The organism is Cupriavidus agavae, assembly GCF_004217045.1.
Taxonomy (GTDB): Bacteria; Pseudomonadota; Gammaproteobacteria; order Burkholderiales; family Burkholderiaceae; genus Cupriavidus; species Cupriavidus agavae.
This window is the reverse complement of record NZ_SGXM01000010.1, coordinates 14,588-33,655: the sequence shown is the minus strand read 5'-3', so window position 1 is coordinate 33,655 and position 19,068 is coordinate 14,588. Positions and strand designations below refer to the sequence as shown.

Annotated in this window: 16 protein-coding genes; 8 read left to right on the top strand and 8 right to left on the bottom strand. The window is 68.2% G+C overall.

All coding sequences use genetic code 11. The features are described 5' to 3' along the window. Window positions 1–2 precede the first annotated feature (2 nt). Entirely contained in the window at window positions 3–857 is an 855-nt protein-coding gene (gene blaOXA / locus EV147_RS22990; RefSeq protein ID WP_130393639.1) for an OXA-1206 family carbapenem-hydrolyzing class D beta-lactamase, read from the bottom strand. A gap of 144 nt (window positions 858–1,001) precedes the next feature. On the opposite strand from blaOXA, the gene EV147_RS22985 reads away from it, so the two are divergent. After that, on the top strand, window positions 1,002–2,612 hold the full coding sequence (locus EV147_RS22985; protein WP_328591154.1) for a hypothetical protein: 1,611 nt from the start codon (window positions 1,002–1,004) through the stop codon (window positions 2,610–2,612). 23 nt (window positions 2,613–2,635) lie between these two features. On the opposite strand, the gene EV147_RS22980 is transcribed toward EV147_RS22985, so the two are convergent. Continuing rightward, window positions 2,636–4,258, bottom strand: coding sequence for a methyl-accepting chemotaxis protein (locus tag EV147_RS22980; RefSeq protein WP_130393531.1), 1,623 nt, complete (start codon window positions 4,256–4,258; stop codon window positions 2,636–2,638). Window positions 4,259–4,646: 388 nt separating this feature from the next. Here EV147_RS22980 and EV147_RS22975 point away from each other — a divergent pair, with 388 nt between their 5' ends. Both EV147_RS22975 and EV147_RS22970 read left to right on the top strand, forming a co-directional pair. Continuing rightward, window positions 4,647–5,849 carry an NnrS family protein gene (locus EV147_RS22975; protein WP_130393530.1) on the top strand — a complete coding sequence of 401 codons (1,203 nt, stop codon included), beginning with the start codon at window positions 4,647–4,649 and terminating at the stop codon, window positions 5,847–5,849. Window positions 5,850–5,998: 149 nt separating this feature from the next. Further along, the gene (locus tag EV147_RS22970) at window positions 5,999–6,442 is read left to right on the top strand and encodes a nuclear transport factor 2 family protein (RefSeq protein WP_130393529.1); all 444 of its coding nucleotides are present in this window, start codon (window positions 5,999–6,001) and stop codon (window positions 6,440–6,442) included. 124 nt (window positions 6,443–6,566) lie between these two features. On the opposite strand, the gene EV147_RS22965 is transcribed toward EV147_RS22970, so the two are convergent. Then, window positions 6,567–6,869, bottom strand: coding sequence for a TFIIB-type zinc ribbon-containing protein (locus EV147_RS22965; protein WP_130393528.1), 303 nt, complete (start codon window positions 6,867–6,869; stop codon window positions 6,567–6,569). 255 nt (window positions 6,870–7,124) lie between these two features. Here EV147_RS22965 and EV147_RS22960 point away from each other — a divergent pair, with 255 nt between their 5' ends. Both EV147_RS22960 and EV147_RS22955 read left to right on the top strand, forming a co-directional pair. Further along, window positions 7,125–7,724: a biliverdin-producing heme oxygenase gene (locus tag EV147_RS22960; protein WP_198680339.1), complete on the top strand. Its 600-nt coding sequence runs from the start codon at window positions 7,125–7,127 to the stop codon at window positions 7,722–7,724. A 50-nt stretch (window positions 7,725–7,774) separates the two neighbouring features. Further along, entirely contained in the window at window positions 7,775–9,370 is a 1,596-nt protein-coding gene (locus EV147_RS22955) for a sensor histidine kinase (protein ID WP_235844936.1), read from the top strand. Here EV147_RS22955 and EV147_RS22950 read toward each other — a convergent pair. Next, the gene (locus EV147_RS22950; RefSeq protein ID WP_130393526.1) at window positions 9,367–9,810 is read right to left on the bottom strand and encodes a response regulator; all 444 of its coding nucleotides are present in this window, start codon (window positions 9,808–9,810) and stop codon (window positions 9,367–9,369) included. The two genes, EV147_RS22955 and EV147_RS22950, sit on opposite strands and share 4 nt — an antisense overlap. Continuing rightward, window positions 9,767–12,214: an ATP-binding protein gene (locus EV147_RS22945; protein WP_130393525.1), complete on the bottom strand. Its 2,448-nt coding sequence runs from the start codon at window positions 12,212–12,214 to the stop codon at window positions 9,767–9,769. The genes EV147_RS22950 and EV147_RS22945 overlap by 44 nt, the downstream gene beginning before the upstream one ends. A gap of 182 nt (window positions 12,215–12,396) precedes the next feature. Between EV147_RS22945 and EV147_RS22940 the strand changes: the two genes are divergently transcribed. The 3 genes from EV147_RS22940 (at window position 12,397) to EV147_RS22925 (ending at window position 14,918) form a co-directional block, all read left to right on the top strand. Next, the gene (locus EV147_RS22940; RefSeq protein ID WP_130393637.1) at window positions 12,397–13,134 is read left to right on the top strand and encodes an aspartate/glutamate racemase family protein; all 738 of its coding nucleotides are present in this window, start codon (window positions 12,397–12,399) and stop codon (window positions 13,132–13,134) included. A gap of 210 nt (window positions 13,135–13,344) precedes the next feature. Beyond that, on the top strand, window positions 13,345–14,040 hold the full coding sequence (locus tag EV147_RS22935) for a hypothetical protein (protein ID WP_130393524.1): 696 nt from the start codon (window positions 13,345–13,347) through the stop codon (window positions 14,038–14,040). Window positions 14,041–14,546: 506 nt separating this feature from the next. Beyond that, a complete protein-coding gene (locus EV147_RS22925; RefSeq protein ID WP_130393522.1) occupies window positions 14,547–14,918 on the top strand; it encodes a hypothetical protein in 372 nt (123 codons plus the stop codon). A gap of 16 nt (window positions 14,919–14,934) precedes the next feature. Here the strand turns inward: EV147_RS22925 and EV147_RS22920 are convergent, their stop codons facing one another. The 3 genes from EV147_RS22920 to EV147_RS22910 all read right to left on the bottom strand — a co-directional run bounded on the left by EV147_RS22920 (window position 14,935) and on the right by EV147_RS22910 (window position 18,874). Next, window positions 14,935–16,092, bottom strand: a complete 1,158-nt coding sequence (locus tag EV147_RS22920; RefSeq protein ID WP_130393521.1) for a GGDEF domain-containing protein — start codon at window positions 16,090–16,092, stop codon at window positions 14,935–14,937. Between the two features lie 208 nt (window positions 16,093–16,300). Beyond that, window positions 16,301–18,037, bottom strand: a complete 1,737-nt coding sequence (locus EV147_RS22915; protein WP_130393520.1) for a bifunctional protein-serine/threonine kinase/phosphatase — start codon at window positions 18,035–18,037, stop codon at window positions 16,301–16,303. Window positions 18,038–18,061: 24 nt separating this feature from the next. Further along, window positions 18,062–18,874 carry a formate/nitrite transporter family protein gene (locus EV147_RS22910; RefSeq protein ID WP_130393519.1) on the bottom strand — a complete coding sequence of 271 codons (813 nt, stop codon included), beginning with the start codon at window positions 18,872–18,874 and terminating at the stop codon, window positions 18,062–18,064. Between the last annotated feature and the right edge of the window lie 194 nt (window positions 18,875–19,068).

The window sequence follows — 19,068 nt, the reverse complement described above, 5'->3', positions numbered from 1 at the left end:
GGTCAGGGCAGCGCGCCCACCTGCCGGAGCATCGCCCGGGCAATTTCCTGGCGCCGCGCGCCGAGTTCCGGGCGCGGCATGTCGAGGTTCAGCGCGAAGACCCACGTGTCCGCGCCGCGCGTGACCCAGCCCACCCACCAGCCCACGTCTGCCTTCGCATCGCCCGAGGCATCCCAGCCCGTCTTGGCGCGCAGCGTGTAGTCGGCCGTCTTCTCGATGGTCAGGATGTCGTCCAGCGCCTCGAAGCTGCGTGCCGAGATCAGCGGTACCTGGTGTGCCGCCGCGTCGCGCAGGAACGCCACCTGCTGCAATGCGGTGATCTTCAGGTGGCCGTTGAGCCAGAAGCGGTCCACCGGACCCTCCACGTCGGCATTGCCGAAGTGCGCCGCTGTCAGGTACTTGCGGTACTGCACGGTGCCCACGCGCCGCGCCAGTGCCTGATAGGCCGGCACGCACGAGTTCGGCAGCGCCGCGCGCAGCGCCACGTCACCATTGCAGACTGCCGGCAGGATCGGCTTGCCGTGGTGCATCCAGACCTTGCCATCCCACGGCAGCTTGTCGTGATCGACATCGGCCACGGCTCCGGTTTCCAGCCCGATCAACGTGTTGAAGATCTTGAAGGTCGAAGCCGGCGAATAGGCGGTGGCGGCACGCTTCGGGTTGTAGACGAGCGTGCGCTGCTCGCGCACGTTGTGGATGACCATCGTGCCGTCGGTGCCGGCCGCATCGAACAGCGGCCGGGCGTCGAGCGGACCGGTCTGCGGTGCCGCGTGGGCCGTACCGGCCACCAGTGCCGTGGCGAGCAGCAGCCGGGCAAGGCGCTGGGGAACATTGCGATGGGAAAAGCCGTTCTGCATATCCATACCCTCTTGTGGTTTTTCGTTGATGGGTTGGCGTCGCGCTGACGCCAGGCAATCCAGGCCCGGATCGTGGTGCGCAGCATAGGCAATGCGCCGCCAGGCGCCAACCGGCCGCGCTGTAACACGCGTAACATGGCATCCATGCCTCGCGCCCCCATCCTCGTCGACCTTTCGCCGTCCCTGCGCGTTGCCGGTGCACCGGCCCGCTACCAGTCCGTCTGGATGCTTGCGCGGATCTGGCTTGCTGCCACGCGCGACCGCGAGACGCTTTCCGCGGCCACCCTGCGCACGCGCTTTACCGATGCGGCAGACGTGCGCATGATCGTGTCACGGGCCTTCGCTGATTTCGCGCGCTGGGAGGTGGCGGTGGGATGGGGCAGCGATGCCGGCGCCAACACCGCCAGCCTGCGCGCGAATCACCGCAGCCGCGGACCGTTCTGGATGACGCCGGCCACGGCCCGGCGCTTGCGCTTCATGCTCGACGGCAAGCCGCTGGGGCCGGCCGGGCTGGCACGCTGGCTTGGGCAGGCGCCCGGCGAGAAGGCCGACACCCCGCGTGACTCGGAAGATGGGCTGCAGTACGCGATGCGCGACATGGCGTTCTGGCGCCACCTGACCCAGGCCATGCGCGGTGCGCAGGACGGCTTTGCCGGCACGCTCGATCACGGCGTGGCCGAGTCGTTTCGCGCCGCCCAGCGTACCGCCGCCGACGATTTCCAGCTCGCGCTGTCGTTGCTCAAGGAGAGCCTGGCCTGGCGGCGCAGCGACCGCCTGGACCGCAGCCGGGCAGCCCTGCGCCGCTTCCAGCGCATCGTGGTCTCCGGTGGCGTCAACGCCGCGCTGCCCACGTTCGCGGCCATGGCCCACGTGGTGCGCGCGTGGGAACACTACGCCCGCGCCGACCTCGACGCCGCGCAACGTGAACTCGCGCGGCTGACGGACGACGCCGAACTGCGGCCCGTGGTGCGCTACAACCCGCGCGTGCGATTTGAGACGCTCAACCTCGACGCGCTGGTGCACAAGAGCCGCGCGCTGCGGCCCGGAGAGGACCCGTCCGCGCCGCCACGCCAGCAGGCGGCACGCCAGGCCATGGAATCGTTCTCGGGCGCGCTGCAGGCCGCGTACGAAGCCGATTCGGTGGACGCCGTGCAGCACGCGGCCGCCAACCTGGGATGGTCGCTCTGGCTGTTCTGGCAATACCGGCTGGTCGATGCGGCGCGCGCCATGGCAGCCGGCGACGTGCAGCGGCAGGCCATGCGCTGGCTCGGGTTGTCGGAGTGGATCTGCGACCGGTTCGGGGTAGGTGGCGGATCCGCCTGGAATGCCATCTTCCTGTTGCGCGTGGCGCGCGGGCACCTTGCGGAAGATGCGTCGGCATCGCTGAAGGCGTTCCGCGCCCAGCAGCCGCTGACCGTGGCCGCCGCCATCGACGCACTGCGGCCCTTCCATGCCCCCTTTGCCCCCGCCAAGGGCTTCGTGCGCTGGTCATCGGTGGCCGCGTTCGCGCTGGAGGAGCACGACACCGGCCGGGTGCGCTACAACGCGCTGCAGCTTGCCAACCTGCTGCTGGAAGCCGCCTGGTACCTCACGCACGAGCAAGGCGCATCGGCGCAGGCGTATGAGGCCGTGGAGCGGTTGTCGCGGCAACTGGGCGCGTTGCGCGCCAGCGAGCGCGGGTTCTTTCACGCGGGGATAAAGGGGCTGCCGCCGGAACTGCGGGCGGCGGCAACCCTGCGCTCCCCTTCGCCCTGAATTGGGCGAGGGGAACGGGAACTTCAGGCGTACGCGATCCTCGTGGCAACACCAACGCGGTGATCCGCCGTCACGGCCCGGCTTCCGGCCGACGGCACCTTGAAGAACGCCACGGCCTCCGTCAGCAGCCGGCCCTGCTCCTCGAGCGATTTCGATGCCGTGGCGGCTTCGTGCACCAGCGACGCGTTCTGCTGCGTGACCTGATCGATCTGCACGATGGCCTGGTTGACCTGCTCGATGCCGCGGTTCTGCTCGGCCGATGCCGCCGCAATCTCGTTCACGATGTTGGTCACGCGCGCCACGGCGTCGGTCACTTCCGACATGGTCTGGCCCGCCTCGCCCGCCAGCGTGGAGCCGGCCTGGACCTGTGCCACCGACGCCTCGATCAGTTCCTTGATTTCCTTGGCCGCGTTCGACGAGCGCTGCGCCAGGCTGCGCACCTCGCTGGCCACCACCGCAAACCCGCGGCCCTGCTCGCCCGCGCGTGCGGCTTCCACGGCAGCGTTGAGCGCCAGGATGTTGGTCTGGAACGCAATGCTCTCGATGATGCCCGTGATGTCGGCAATGCGGGCCGAGCTGGCGCTGATGCCTGCCATCGTCTCCACCACCCGACTGACGGTGCCGCTGCCCTGCTGGGCGACCTCCGCCGCGTTACGGGCCAGTTCGCTGGCCTGGCGCGCGTTCTCGGTGTTGTGGCGCACGGTGGCCGTCAGTTCCTCCATGCTCGCCGCGGTTTCCTCCAGCGACGCCGCCTGCTGCTCGGTGCGGCTCGACAGGTCCATGTTGCCATTGGCAATCTCGCCCGTGGCCACCTCGATGTTCGAGCTGCTGGCACGCACGCGCGTCACGGTCTCGGTCAGCCGGTCGTTCATGTCGCGCAGCGCACCCAGCAGGCGGCCCGTCTCGTCCTTCGAATCGACCACGATCAGCGAACCCAGCTCGCCACGGGCGACGGTGCGCGCCACGTCCACCGCGCGCTGGATCGGCGTGGTGATGGCACGGGTCAGCAGCAGGCCGCCGATGATGCCGAACGCCACGGCGGCCACGGCCACGACGATCAGCAGCAGGCGCTGCCGCTCGTAGTCGTCGTTCAGGCGGGCCACCATCTCGGTCTGGCGCTCGCGCGTGAACCCGGCATAGTCTTCCGTGGCCTTGACCAGCGCCGCCAGCAGCGGCCGGCACTCGGCGTTCATCTTCGCCACGGCGGCTTCCATCTTCTTGTCGAGAGCCAGCCCGACGATGTCGGTAGCCACCTTGCTGTACTGGGTCTCGATGCGGTCCATTTCGGCCACGAGCCTGCGCGCCGATTCGCTCACGCCCTCGGCCTGGATCATCTGCTTGAGCTTGCTGAGGTTCTGCTGGACGTTGCCATGCGCCCTGAACACCTCGTCCTTTTCGAGGGCGAGGTCTGCCGGCGTGGTCACCAGCACGAGGTTGCGCGCGGCGATGGCGCGCTGGTCCACGGCGGAGCGCACCTGCGCGGCCACGTCGGCGCGTGCGTTGAGGCCGTTGATGTAGGCGTCGAAGCCTTCGGTGGACGCGTTCAACGCACGTAGCGACAGCCCGGACACGGCCAGCACCACGCATGCCAGTGTGCCGAATCCGGCAAGCAGTCTGGTCTTGATAGACAGATCTCGGAATTTCACGGTTATCCCCTCTGTTTCCCGATTGAATGGCCGAACGGCGAGGCCACATGACGATCGCGCCACGATGGGTATCGCGGAGCAGGTGTCGCTGAAGAGAACCCGTTCCTGAAGAATACCGGCGTGCCGTGAGCCTGCCGGGTGACCCGGCGGGCGCTGGCAGGCGTTCCTGACGCCTTGCTCTATATGTATTTCCGCAGGCTAACGGCACGCCGCAAGAGAATTGACCCCTCCTCCCGAGGGGTCGGGACGTCTAAACGTCTGAGTACTTTCAGGTATGTTGTCGATGAGGCACGCAGGACACTTTTTAAATTGCATTTGATTTGCATCTTTTCTAGAATCGAGTGCGTCCCACCGTTCATCAGCCTCCGGGCGCCCCGCGCCGCCGACCATGTCCGTCCTGCTGCAGATCTCCCCTCCCTCCCGCTCCCCCGCCTACCGGGGCCTGCCCGTGCTGGCGCTCGGATTTCGTCCGTTCTACCTGCTCGCCGCGGCATTCGGTGCGCTCTCCATCACTGCGTGGGTGACGATGTACCTCGGCTGGTGGCAGCCCGCCACGCAACCATGGCTGGGGGCGATGCTCTGGCACGCCCACGAGATGGTGTTCGGATTCGCGGCGGCCGTGGTGGTGGGTTTCCTGTTCACGGCCGGGCGCAACTGGACCGGCCTGCAGACCCCGCAAGGCACCTGGCTCGGCGTGCTCGCGGGCCTGTGGCTGCTGGCGCGGGTATTGATGTGGACCGGCCCGGCGTGGGCTGCCATCGCCGTCGACGTCGTGTTCCTGCCACTGTGCAGCGCGAGCTTCTTCGTGATCCTGCGGCGCGCGCGCAGCCAGCGCAACTACGGGCTGGCAGTGGCGCTGGGCCTGATGGGAGCCCTCAACATCGGGTTCCATGGCGCCGCGCTGGCGCGGCGTTTCGACTGGTCGCTCCATGCGGCCGAGGCTGCCACGGGCCTCGTCGTGATTTTTGTCACCGTGATCGGCGGGCGGGTGATCCCGATGTTCACGGCCAATGCAATTCCGGGCGTGCGCATCCGCCGCTGGGCCGCCGTGGAACGGTCGGTCATCGTGCTGACGCTGCTGGCCACGCTGGCGGCGGCGTTCCAGGCGCCGGCCCTGCTGACGGCACTCCTGGCGGTGGGCGCGGCAATCGCGCACGGCGTGCGGCTCGCGGGCTGGGACCCACTACGCACGCTGCGCAAGCCGATCGTCAGCATTCTCCACGTGGCCTACGCCTTCCTGCCGCTGGGCTTCCTGCTGATCGCCGCCGCCTGCTTCGGCTGGCTCGACCGCTCCACCGCATTGCATGCGTTGACGGTCGGGGTCATCGGCTGCGCGATCATCGCCATGGTCACCCGCACGGCACTGGGCCATACCGGGCGCCGGCTCGAAACCGGGCGGATGGAACACCTCGCCTACCTGTTCATGACGCTTGCGGCCGTGGTGCGGGTGGCCGGCCCCATCGCCATGCCGGACGCCAAGCCGGAAGCGATTGCAGCCGCCGGCGCGCTCTGGTCGCTGTCGCTGTTGCTCTATCTGGTCAAGTACACCCCTTTCCTGATGCGTCCGCGCATCGACGGCAAGGAGGGGTGACCGGCCCCCTCGCGTGTTGTCTCGCCGCCGCAACCCCCGTTGCGGTTTGCCTTGCCTGTGATACGATGACTTACAACTTGACGCGTCAAGGCTGGCGCGTTGAGTTGCCCATCCAACACCGAGCATCGAACAAGAATTCGGGAGACATCATGCGCAAGATCCGCGCGGCGCTGGGCGCCGCTGCCCTGCTGGCCTTCGTGGCCGTTCCGGCCCTGGCCCAATCGAATGAGACGCAGAATGTCACGGCAGCCGCCGAGAAACTGCGTGCCGCCATGGTCGATCCGGACCAGGCGGCGCTGTCGGGACTGGTGGCGGACTCGTTGAGCTATGGCCATTCCGGCGGCCGTATCGACACGCGAGCCAGCTTCATCGGCGATCTGCTGGACAAGAAATCAGATTTCGTCAGCATCAGCATCACCGACCAGACTGTCAATGTGTCGGGCGACGTGGCGGTGATCCGCCACACGCTGGCCGGCGAGACGCTCGACAGCGGCAAGCCCGGCACGGTGCAGCTCAAGGTGCTGCAGGTCTGGCAGAAGCAGGGCGGCCACTGGAAGCTGATTGCCCGCCAGGCAGTCAAGGCTGCCGCGTAAGCAGCAACTTGCCTGTCTGGAAATGCAGACATTCATAGGATGTCTGATCTCTTAGGGCAGGTTCGGAGGTAAAAAAGGGCGCCGCGATGGCGCCCTTTTTCGTTGTTCTCGTTGGCCCGGCACGTCAGTCGAAGATTTCGTACAGCCAGGATTTCTTGCGCTTGTCGTGCTTGTCATACCGGTCGTAGCTGTCGCGGCGATCGTAGCCGCGGTGGTCGCGGTCGCCATGATGATGCGACGGCGGGGGCGCGGACTGGCGGGGAGCGGCGGCCTGCGCGGGCGGCGGGGCCGATTCGGACCGCTCCAGGATCTTGTCCAGTTCACCGCGGTCGAGCCATACGCCACGGCATTGCGGGCAATAGTCGATCTCCACGCCCTGGCGTTCTGCCATGACCAGCGTGGCTTCGGGGCAAGTCGGACACTTCATCGGGGCTACTCCAAAACAACTGCGCACCAGGCGCGACGGGCCCATTCTATGGGCGGCCTTCAGGCGGGTCGGTCACATGGCGCAAATGTCATGGGCCGGTCATCGCGGCGGCATGAGGGGCCGCTTTCCCCGGGGCCGGCACGTCGGCGTTCACTCTCACCGCATGGCACTTCCTGTACCATGAGGGCTTGATACGCCCCCCGCCGCCCTGCCCCCAGGCGCGGCGTGCCATGCGTTTGCGGATTCATCACCTACGTGACTGAACACTCCTCGCCCTCTTCCGATGTGCTCGCTTCGCTGCGAGCCGCCACGTCCGAGCGCCACGCCGTTCTGGATCGTGCAATGCCGCTGGCCCAGCCTGCGCCGACACTGTCCGACTATCGCGACCACCTGCTGATCCTGCGCGCCTGGCTGGCGCCGCTGGAACAATGGCTGGCACATTTCGACGATGGCCCGCAGGACCCGCAGCGGCTGCCGCAGGTGGCCCGCGTCGGCATCCTGCGCGACGACCTGGCCGATCCCGCCACGCCGGCCGGCAGCGTGGCCGTCTCCGACATCGAGGTTGCCACGCTGCGCACCGAGCCGGCTTACCGCTGGGGCCTGTGCTACGTGATCGAAGGTTCGCAGCTCGGCGGGGCGGTGCTGTACCGGCATCTGGCCGAAAGCCTGGCGCCGCATCCGCTGCGCTACCTCGGCGCGGGCGCGTCGCCGGGACCGCGCTGGCAGCAGTTCCTCCAGGCACTGCGCGCCAACGTATCGGCCGATGCCGATATCGCGCTGGCCTGCGCGGGCGCGCAGCGCGCGTTCGACGACCTGCTGGCGCGCGTGCCCCCGGCCGCGCAGGGCGTCCATTGACCGCTCGGGACGATTCCATGTCAGGTGCCGTGCCCGGACTCCCCACAGATATGACGGTCGACAGCACTGCGCTGTTCGACGCGCTGCCAGACGCCTATCTCGTCCTGAACGGCCGTGACGAGGTGATCCACGCCAACGCCTGCTATCTCGAAATGTCGGGACGCCGGGCCGAGGAAGTCCTCGGCAAATCGATCTACGACATCAATCCCACGTTGTCCGCGCCGCAGATGGCCGCGCGGCGCGACTGGCTGCTGGCCACGCTGGACGCGCTCGACATCGGCGAGTCGCGTCTGTCGCCGCTGATCCGCTACGACGGCCATCCCGCCGGCAATGGCGACGGCGAGCGCTACTGGCAGGCGCGCGCCACGCGGCTGGCCGGCGTGGGCACGGCGGCGCCCGTGGTGGTGCTGCGTATCAACGATGTCACCGACCAGATCGTGCAGTCCGAGCAGAGCCGCCGCGAGCACGCCAAGCTGCGCTCGCAGGCGCGGCTGCGCAAGCTGCTGGTGGATGAAGCCAACGCCGCGCTGCAAACCCACCGCGAACGGCTCGAGGAACTGCTGGCCTTCGCCAAGGTGGGCGCCTGGGAACTCGATATCGCCACCGGCTTCATGGCCTGCACCGACCAGTGCAAGGCCAACATGGGCCTGCCCCCGAGCGAGACCATCGACGAGTCGCGCGTGTTTGGCGAACTAATGCACGAGGCCGACCGCCAAGACGTGCGGGCGGCCATGGACCGCGCCATCGCCTCCCACGCTCACTTCGAGGTCGAGTACCGCGTGGTCTGGCGGGACGGGACCATGCGCTGGCTGATGTCGCGCGGCGCCGCCCGCTATCTGCAGGATGGCTCGCCGCAGTCGGTGATCGGCTTCACGATCGATATCACGGCGCGCAAGGCGTCGGAGCTGCACTACCGGGCCATTGCCGAGGAAGAACAGCGCGCCCGCGAGATCAGCGAACGCGGCGCCCAGGCGATGGACCACTTCGTGGCCGCCGTCAGCCACGAGCTGCGCTCGCCGCTGCACGCCATCCTGTGGTGGACCACGCTGCTGGAGCGCGGCACCGATCCAGCCCACGTCAGCCGCGCCGCCGAGGTCATCGAACGCAATACGCGCCAGTTGGCGCGCATGGTGGACGACCTGCTCGACAGCGGCGCGATCGCCACAGGCAAGCTATCGGTGGAATTGCGTCCGCTGGACATGGCCGCCCTGGCCGCCACGGTGGCCGAAGACCTGCGGCTCGATGCCGAATCGCGCCACGTCACGCTGGTGGTGACGGCGCCCGCGCCGTGCATGGTCCATGCTGACGAGAACCGGCTCAAGCAGGTGGTGCTGAACCTGCTCACCAACGCGCTGAAGTTCGCCGAGCGCGGCAATGTGGAAGTCACCGTGGCCCTGAACGGCCAGTGCGCCGAGCTCTCGGTGAGCGATTCGGGGGTGGGGATTGCGCCGGAAGCGCTCGAACGGATTTTCGAGCGGTTCGAGCAGGCCCATCAGGACCGCGCGCAACGCGTGCCGGGGCTGGGCCTGGGGCTCTGGATGGTGAAGAACCTGGTGATGCTGCACAACGGCACGGTCACCGCCCACAGTGACGGGCTCGGCAAGGGCGCCACGTTCCGCGTCTGCCTGCCCGCGGTGGCAGCCTAGCTGCCGTAGGGCGGCGGCTCGTTCAGGACCGCCCAGAACACGCCAAGGTCGTTGATCGCGGCCATGAAGTCGTCGAACTCCACCGGCTTGACCACATAGGCGTTGACGCCCAGGTCATAGCTCCTGAGCAGGTCGCGCTCCTCGCGCGACGACGTCAGCATCACCACCGGCACCCGGCGCAGGCGCTCATCGGCGCGTACCTCGCGCAGCACCTCGTGGCCGTCGATCTTGGGCAGCTTCTTGTCCAGCAGGATCACCGCCGGGTTTTCTTCCGTGCGATTGGCATAGGCGCCTTCACGGCGCAGGAAGTCCAGCGCCTCGGCGCCATCGCGCACCGACACCACCGGATTGGCCAGGCGGCTCTTCTCCAGTGCGATCAGTGTGAGTTCGATATCGTCAGGATTGTCCTCGACCAGCAGGATCGGTCTCAACGCACTCATTCTCAGTACCTTTCAAATCTTTGAACACCGGCTTGTACGGTTGCCCCGAGGATACCGCAGCCAGCCGGGAGGCGGCTTCCGCCGCGGTCTCGTTGACGCCGGCCGTGCCTTCGGGCACGAAATCGCGGGGTAGCGAGAACCAGATGGTGGCCCCCCGGTCCGGCTCGGCATGCGCCCAGGTAGTGCCGCCATGGCGCTCCACGATGCGGCGCACGCTGGCCAGCCCGATGCCCGTGCCGGGAAACTCCTCCACCCGGTGCAGGCGCTGGAACACGCCGAACAGCTTGTCGGCATAGCGCATGTCGAAACCCACGCCATTGTCGCGCACATAGAACACGTCATGCCCGGCCAGCGGACCGGTCCCGGCCTCCATGCCCACTTCCACCCGCGCCGGCGCGCCCTCGGCATCGAGGCCGCGCTGGCCCGTGAATTTTATCGCGTTCGCGATCAGGTTACGCAACACCACGTCCATCAGCACCGGGTCGGCATGGACTTCGCACAGTTCGCCCACCTGCGTCTCCAGGCGGCGGGTGCCGATTTCGCGCGATTCCTCGTCCACCAGCCGTTCCGCCAGCCTGCGCATGTCCACCTGCTGCGGCCGCAGCGCCGCGCGCCCCATCTGCGAGAACGCCAGCAGATCGTCCACGAGCTTGCCGCCGAAACGGGCCTGCGCAATGATCCGCTCGATGAAATGCTTGCCGCGGTCCGACAGCCGGCCGTAATCCATTTCGCGCAGCAGGTCGGCAAAGCCGACGATATGGCGCAGCGGCGCGCGCAGGTCGTGCGAGACCGTGTACGAGAACCCTTCGAGCTCGCGGTTGACGCGGCCCAGTTCGAGCGCCAGTTGCGCCAGTTCCTCTGCGCGGCGCAGCACGATGCCCAGCAGCGCGGTCCGGAACTCGGTGCCCACCTCGATCTCGGCCTGGCGCCACGGCTGCGAGCGGCCCCGCACGGTCTGCGTCCAGACCTCGAAGCTCTCGCGCGGCGATAGCGTGGTCGAGAGCCCCGAAAGCTTGGCTCGCGGATCACCGGCCCAGCGGATGGTACGCACCACCTCGGCGCGGAACCAGATCACGTAGTTGCGGAACAGGCGCGACAGCGACACCACCAGCATGCCGGCCGCCTCGGGGCCCACGCCGTGGGCGGCCGCGCCGGGCCAGGCCCGGGCCAGGTCGTCGGTGGCAAAGACCTCCTCGCCCTGCGTGTCGAGCCATGCCAGCAGGGCCTCGATGGCCGCGTCACCCGGCGCCTCGCCCACCCGCACGATACGGCCTTCGAAGATCGCCACGGCGCCCGTGGCACCCACCAGGTCGAGCAGGCTCGCGGTATCGGAACCGATCGACTCGACGAAATCCTCGGTGTTGGCCATGGCCGCTAGCAGGCGGGTCTGGGTGCGGCGCAGCGCCAGCCGGTAATCGGCCTCGGCGTGGTCCTCCTTGGCCTCCACCTGCAGCGACAGCACCTCGGCGATGTGTTCGCACGCGGTACGCACCTCGAACGAGGGTACGCGTGCCGTGTCATGGTGGCACGAGATCAGGCCCCAGAGGCGGCCGCGCACGACGATGGACATCGACATCGACGCCCACGTGCCCATGTTTTTCATGTACTGCACATGGACCGGCGAAATGCTGCGCAGCGACGCGTAGGTCAGGTCGGTAGGCCGGCCGGTGGCCGGATGCAGCGCGGGCACGAGCGGCGCCGCCACGTAATCGGCATCGGCGATCAGGCGGATGCGGTTGCGTACGTAGAGCGCCCGCGCCTGTGCCGGGATGTCGGACGCCGGGAAACGCTGGCCCAGATAGCCCCGGTATCCCGGCTCCATCGATTCGGCGATCACGTGGCCATGGCCCTCCTCGTCGAACGAATAGACCATGGTGCGGCCGAAGCCGGTAATCCGGTGAATCTCGCGCGCAGCCAGTTCGGCCAGTCCGGCCACGTCGCCGGCATGCTGCAGGCTGTTGATGAAGGTGCGCACGAGCGGGTACATCGAGGCGAATACTTCGGCCTTGGCGCGCGCCGGCTCGAACTCGACGATGCGCACCCCCTGGTGGCGGTGCACGACGATGGCCAGCGGGGGATGGGATGAAGGCTGGCCCGGCGTGTCGCGCGGATCGTCGATCGACCCGGCGTAGAGCGGAATGCCCTCGGCCTCCAGGCTGTCCAGCGCGCGCAGCGCCAGCCCGGCCGCTTCGGCGCCGGCCAGCACTGCCAGCGGCTGGCCGAGCAGCGCATCGATGGCTCCGCCGGCCAGTTCGGCGGCGTTGCGGCTCGCCTGCACGACCACGCCATCAGCGTCGACGCTCACGAGGTACCCGTGCGGCTGGATGCCTCCGGGGATATGGATGGGTTCCCGGGCGCAATCGTCAGACGATGCGGTCACCAGGGACTGGGAGTCTTGGGACATGCGTGCTCCGCCGGTAGGCATGGCGGGAATTCTCGCACAGCCCGCGTGACAATGCCGGGTTAGGACCGAAATCGATGGCATCCGGGCGCGGCGGGTAAGAACTACAACGCCGTCGGCGCTTCGGCACGGGCATTGCTTGGTGGGTGCTTCCCTGCCGATCCTGCCCATCCATGACCGCCGCCATGCACCTCAAGCTGATCAACCCAAACACCACGCAAAGCATGACCGACAAGATCGGGGCCTGCGCGCGCGCCGTGGCCCAGCCCGGGACGCGCATCGCGGCGGTCAGCCCGCGCATGGGTCCCGCCTCGATCGAAAGCCACTATGACGAAGCCCTGAGCGTGCCCGGCATCCTCGACGAAATCCTGGCCGGCGAGCGCGAGGGGGTGGACGCCTACGTCATCGCCTGCTTTGGCGACCCCGGCCTGTACGCGGCGCGCGAGCTGGCGCGCGGCCCGGTGATCGGTATCGCCGAGGCCGCGATGCATGCGGCCAGCTTCATCGGCACGAGCTTCAGCGTGGTCACCACGCTGGGCCGCACCTGCAATCTCGCCCGGCATCTGGCCGAGCGCTACGGCATGGACCGCTTCTGCCGCAACGTGCGTGCCACCGACCTGCCTGTGCTCGACCTGGAGAAACCCGGCTCCGACGCGCGCCGCATCATCACGGAGGCCTGCCGCCAGGCGCTGGCCGAAGACCGCAGCGACTGCATCGTACTGGGCTGCGCCGGCATGGCCGACCTCTGCGGCGACATCGCCGACGCCGTCGGCGCGCCGGTCATCGACGGCGTGACATGCGCCGTCAAGCTGGCCGAAGCGCTGGTCTCGCTGCGCCTGCCCACCAGCAAGCGCGGCGACTGGGCGCGGCCGTTGCCGAAGGCTTACTCCGGCATGCTGTCGCCGTTCGCGCTGCACGGCTGAGGGTCGCCCGCAACCGGTGCGCCTGCACCGGCCGGGTGCCACATTCTGCAGCGGCAGATTCGCGTGGCAGGCGGCGTCATGATCCATTTGACTTCGCCCGCCCGTTTCATAGAATCAGGTCGCCGCCGATTCCAGCCGCACCGCCGCCCCGCTTCGCGCACGCCGCCGCAGTATCGGACTGTCGAGTTACCGCACGCCGGAGGGCTGCCGATGAAAGCCGTACTCGCCCACATCCTGCGCCACAAGGCCGCCTATGCGCGCCTGCCGCTGTTCGCCCGCATGCGCGACGACACCCTGCCGCCCGCGGCGCGGCTGGCTTTCATGGAAGGCTTCGCGTTCTTCATCATGGCGTTCGGCGATCTCAACCGCTACGTCCTGCGCCAGGAGCCGGCGCGCGATGACCACCAGCAGCAGGTCAACGCCCACACCTACGAGGACGACCACCACTGGCCCTGGTTCCTCGAAGACATCGAGACACTCGGCTGGAACCGCTCCACCACAACCACCGATGCACTGCGCACGCTGTGGCGCGACGACACGCACCGCAGCCGCGTGCTCATGTACGACCTCTGCGCCATCATCGCGGGCACCAGCGGCGCCGAGCGGCTGGCCGTGATCGAGGCCATCGAGGAAACCGGCAATGTGCTGTTTGGCCTGACCACACCGCTGGCGGGGACGCTGCAGCCCGGTCTCGACGCCGAACTGCGCTACCCGGGCGCCTACCACTTCGCGCTCGAATCGGGCCACGCGCAAGGCACCGAGCATCAGATGCTGGCCGCCATCGCGCTGGACGACGACGAGCGCCAGCGCTGCGTGGCCCTGGTCGACCGGGTCTTCGAAACCTTCACCGCCTGGACCCACGAGGCCGCCGCCCAGATCGACCGCGCGGCGGGTGAGCTGGCCTGAATCGTTGAAATATCAACGAAAATAGACTAACAATCGTTGACATTTCACCTATTTCACGATGGCAGCCTTCAGAACGGCTGGCGCCTGTCGCCTGCGTTCGATATCACGCCGGCCCTGGCCAGGACACCAGAGCCACTCGACACCGGTCCCGCGCTGGCCATGGCAACGGGCAAGGACGGCTCCGCCATGACAGGCGCGCAACGGCTGGTCGGGGCAGCGGCCCATTTCGGTGTCGATAGGGACGATGCCACGAGGTGGTTGTTTGCCACGGCAGAACTCGTTGCAAACAGATGGGAAGCCATGCTGCGCCAGGCCGGCCGCTGGCGGCCGATGCCGCACGCACAGACCAGGTTTTGGCTGATGCCCGAGCGGCCTTTGCCTACGGCGAATGGCTCGCGAGCCACCCCTAGCCAAAAACGCCCGCCGTTCAACGGCATCACCATGAAAGCCCGCGCCGCGTGCTACGCTCCGGTCGTGGCGCCCTCGCGCACCCTCCTGGAGCTTTCATGGTCACGCCCCGACGTCTGCTGCCGCTTGCGGCGCTGCTGGTCCTGATTCCTGGTAGTTCGGTCTGGGCACAAGCCCAGGGCACCTCGGGCGCGGCGGCGGCCATTTCCGATGCGGTACAGGAGGGCTCGAATCCTTATCGTCCGCCTTCAGCGCCCAATCCCAACGACAAGACCAATGCCAGCTACGAGGACCAGCGCCGCGCGCGTTGCGATCAGTTGCTGCGGGATATCAACGAGACGTCGAACCAGCGCTCCTACAAGTCGCCGGGCACGGCTACCACCAATGCACAAGGCGGCGCCGTGCCGAAGCTCGAACGCGACAAGACGCTCAAGCGGCTGCAGCAGAGCTACCGCGACAACTGCTCCTGAGAGTGACGAAGGCGGGTCAGGCGGCGGCTGGCGCCAGTTCGAGCCGGTTGCCGCCCAGCGACTTGGCCCGGTAGAGGGCCCGGTCGGCGGCGGCCAGCCCTTCGGAAAGCGTCGGCACCTCGCTGCCGTACTGGGCCAGCCCGACGCTGACCGTGGCGGGAATGCCGGCACTGGCATGGCGGTGCGAGGCGGCCTCGGCGAAGCGGGTGGCCACGGCCTGGCCCAGCAGCGGCGCGCGCTGCGCAGGCTCGCCCGACAGCAGCGCGGCGAACTCCTCGCCCCCGATGCGCGCGATCAGCGCGTCTTGCCCCATCACGCCTCGCGCGATTTCCGCGAAAGACTTCAGCACCTCGTCGCCACGCTGGTGGCCATGCTGGTCGTTGATCGACTTGAAATGGTCGAGATCGAAGGCCAGTACCGCCACCGGTGCGCGGCCGCGGGCGCCGTCGATTTCGCGGGCGCCCTGCTCGAAGAACCAGCGGCGGTTGCCGAGCCGGGTCAGGTAGTCCGTCTGGGATTCGCGCAGCAACTGGCCGTGGGTTTCGTCACGGATCAGCTTCAGCAGCGTCATCGGCAGGATCACCGAGTACAGCACCCCCTCGTAGATCGTGATCTTGCTGGCCAGCGACTGGATGGCCGAGCCGTTCTCGGCCACCAGCCACGGCAGCACCAGCGCCCGGGCGACATACAACACGGCGTGGATGCCGGCCACGGCCACCACGATGTTGCGGGCGCGCGAGCGCATGGTGGTGCAGCGGAACATCTCCCACGCGGTCAGCGCCGCCACCAGCCCGATCGGGAACGCGCTCACATGGGCCCAGATCACGTCGAGCCATTGTGATCCCCAGATCGCCCAGATGCCCGCCATGACGGCGAGCAGCGCGATCGAGCCCACCCGGTACTGGCGTCCGCTGAGCGCGGCCACGCCGGCCAGCACCATCAGGTAGCCGCTCAGGATCAAAAGATTGCTGAGTGCCGAGCCCAGCACGCCCGGCAGGTCGCGACGGAACAGCACGGCCGAGCAGCCGATGGCCAGGATCGTGAAGCCGGTTGCCAGCAGGCGCAGTTCTCGGCTGCGCGTGGGGTGGGTCCGGTACTCCCAGAACATCATGCCCGCGCTGGCCAGCAGCGTGCCAATGGCAAGTAGATAAAGAGTGACGAGGTCGACGTGCATCCAGATTTCAAGACAGTGCGCCGATACATCACGGCGGCCAGCCGAATTCTACGTGGGAAACCCGGTGGATCATGGGAATCCCCCGGCCCGGCGCTCGCTGTACCGGGAGGGGCGCAGGAGCACGTATCAAGGCTATCGGCTGTTCCGCCCCCACTCATGAGGGGCAGGTTTGCGCGGGACTCGCCCGGCGGTTACGTGGCGTGACGCTTCAGACGCCTGTGACGCGCAGGCCGGCAAGCACGGCCACGAGGACCGCCAGCGCAAGCGACAGCGCTTGCCAGAAGCGCAGCGGATTGCGCTCGATCAGCGGGCGCGCGAGCCGCTGCACCGCGTGGGGGCCGGGCGCACGCAGCGCCTCCACGAACTCGGAAAGCGCCTCGTGCCGCCGGGCGGCATCGGGGTGAAGAGCCTTGCGCAGGACGGTGTCCACCCATGGCGGCAGGTCCGGGCGGCGCTCCCGGAGCGGCACATAGCGCAGGCGGCGCAGGTCGGCCCGGCTGCGCAGCTGCGTGACCTGCAGCCCGTACGGCAGGTGGCCGGTCAGCATCTGGTAGGCCAGCACGGCCAGCGAAAAGAGGTCGGACGCCGCCGTACCGCCCTCGCCCACGAAGTACTCGGGCGCGGCGTATTGCAGCGTGCCGACCGGCAGCGTAGCGAGCGGGCTGCGCGTGCCTTCGGCCAGACCCGCCACGTGGACGGTGGCGAAGTCCATGATCCGTGCCGTGCCGGCCCGGTCGATGATCACGTTTTCCGGGCGCAGGTCCTGGTGCAGCATCTCGCGCCGATGGAACGCCCGCAGCCCCGCGGCGAGCTGGGCGACGATGGCCCGCACGGCGTCGAGTCCCGGCTGGCGATGGTCGATCATCCATTGGGCCAGCGTCTGGCCCTCGACGTACTCCATCGCCACGTAGAGATGGCGGCGCGGCCGGTCCACCGCGTGCGGGCGCAGCACATGCTGGTTGTCGATGCGCCGCGCCACCCATTCTTCCAGCAGGAAGCCGTCGAGATGGGCGACATCTTCGTGGCGATCCACGGCCGGCGTCTTCAGCGCCACGTACTGGCCGGTGAGGTCGTCCACGGCCAGGTGCACGTGGCTGCGCGCGCTGGCATGGAGTTGCCGGACGATCGTATAGCCCTCGAACTGCATGCGCGGCGCCAGCGGTGGCGGCAGGGCCAGCCGCCCGCCCTGCGCCAGCACGCCGGGGGCGTCGGGATCGGGCAGGTTGTCCACGCGTGCGATCTGCAGCGTGGCGTTGTCCGGGCTGCCGCGCTCCAGCGCCATCGCCACGAGGTGTCGCGCCGCGCCGTCGAGGTCATCGCCATGGGCCGCCAGCGCCTGCCGGACATCGGCGGCATCGAGATACGCGTAGGCGCCGTCCGTCGCCAGCAGGTAGATCTCGCCCGGCTCGACTTCCCAGCTACGGTAGTCGATCTCGATCGCCGGCCCCGCCCCGAGAGCGCGGCTCAGATAAGACTCGGCGGACGACACCTGCACGCGATGGTCGTCGGTCAGTTGTTCGAGCTGCTGGGGATGCAGGCGAAAGATGCGCGCGTCGCCCACATGGAGCATGTGGGCCTCGCGCGCCTTGAAGATCAGCGCGCTGAAGGTGCAGACGTAGCCCCGGTCGAGATCGAAGCGGGCATCGCTGCGGCGCGTCTGCGCGTGGAGCCAGGCGTTGACGGCGGCCAGCACCCGCTGGGCCGCGCGGCGCACGGTCCACGCTTCGGCGGTGCAGTAGTAGTCTTCGAGGAACGTGCGCACGGCCGCCGCGCTGGCCACCTGGCTGACCGCGCTGGAGCTGATCCCGTCGGCCAGTGCCAGCGCGATGCCCTTGCTCGCCAGTTGCTGGCCGCCTGGCTGCACCACGCCGTGGAAGTCCTGGTTGACCGCCTTGCGGCCCGCCTCGGAATGCTGGCCGACACTGACCGCGAGCCTGCCGCCCATGCGCCCGCTCCGCCGTGCCCGGACTCAGCCGATCACGCGCCTGGGCGCGGTCTTGTAGTGCGTGCTGTAGAGCGTGGCGCCCACGAAGGTCAGACCGCCCACCAGGTTGCCGAGCACGGTCGGGATCTCATTCCAGATCATGTAGTCCATCAGCGTGAAGTTGCCGCCCAGCATCAAACCCGAGGGAAACAGGAACATGTTCACGATGGAGTGTTCGAAGCCCATGTAGAAGAACAGCGTGATCGGCATCCACATGCCGATGACCTTGCCCGACACCGACGTCGACATCATCGCCGCCACCACGCCCGTGGAGACCATCCAGTTGCACATCACCGCGCGGATGAACAGCGTCAGCATGCCTGCGGCGCCATGGGCGGCATAGCCAACCGTGCGCCCTTCGCCGATATGGCCGATCTTCTGGCCCACCGCGTTGGGTGCCTCCGAGAAGCCGAACGTGAAGATGATCGCCATGAACAATGCCACGGTGATGGCTCCGCCGAGGTTGCCGAGGAACACCAGCGACCAGTTGCGCATCACGCCGCCCCATGTGGCGCCCGGGCGGCGGTCGAGCACGGCCAGCGGCGCCAGCGTGAACACGCCGGTCAGCAGGTCGAAGCCGAGCAGGTAGAGCATGCAGAAGCCCACCGGGAACAGCAGCGCGCCCACCAGCGCGTTGCCGGTGTTGACCGTGATGGTCACGGCAAACGCGGCGGACAGCGCCAGGATGGCGCCGGCCATGTAGGAGCGGATCAGCGTATCGCGCGTGGACATCAACAGCTTCGACTCTCCGGCATCGACCATCTTGGTCACGAACTCGGCGGGGGCGAGATAGGCCATGGTTTTTCCTCGTTCTCTTGTTGGCGTGAAGGCGATCGGCAATAAAAAAACGACGCCCTCTCCCGTCACGGCGGCTCACCGTGCGGGACAGGACGTCGTTATCCGGTCTGGGTGTTGCGTCGCACGAACCATGCCCGTCCGCGCGCCGGCTCTCGCCGGCTGGCAGCTGCCGCCGCCCCCCGTTGCGGTGCACA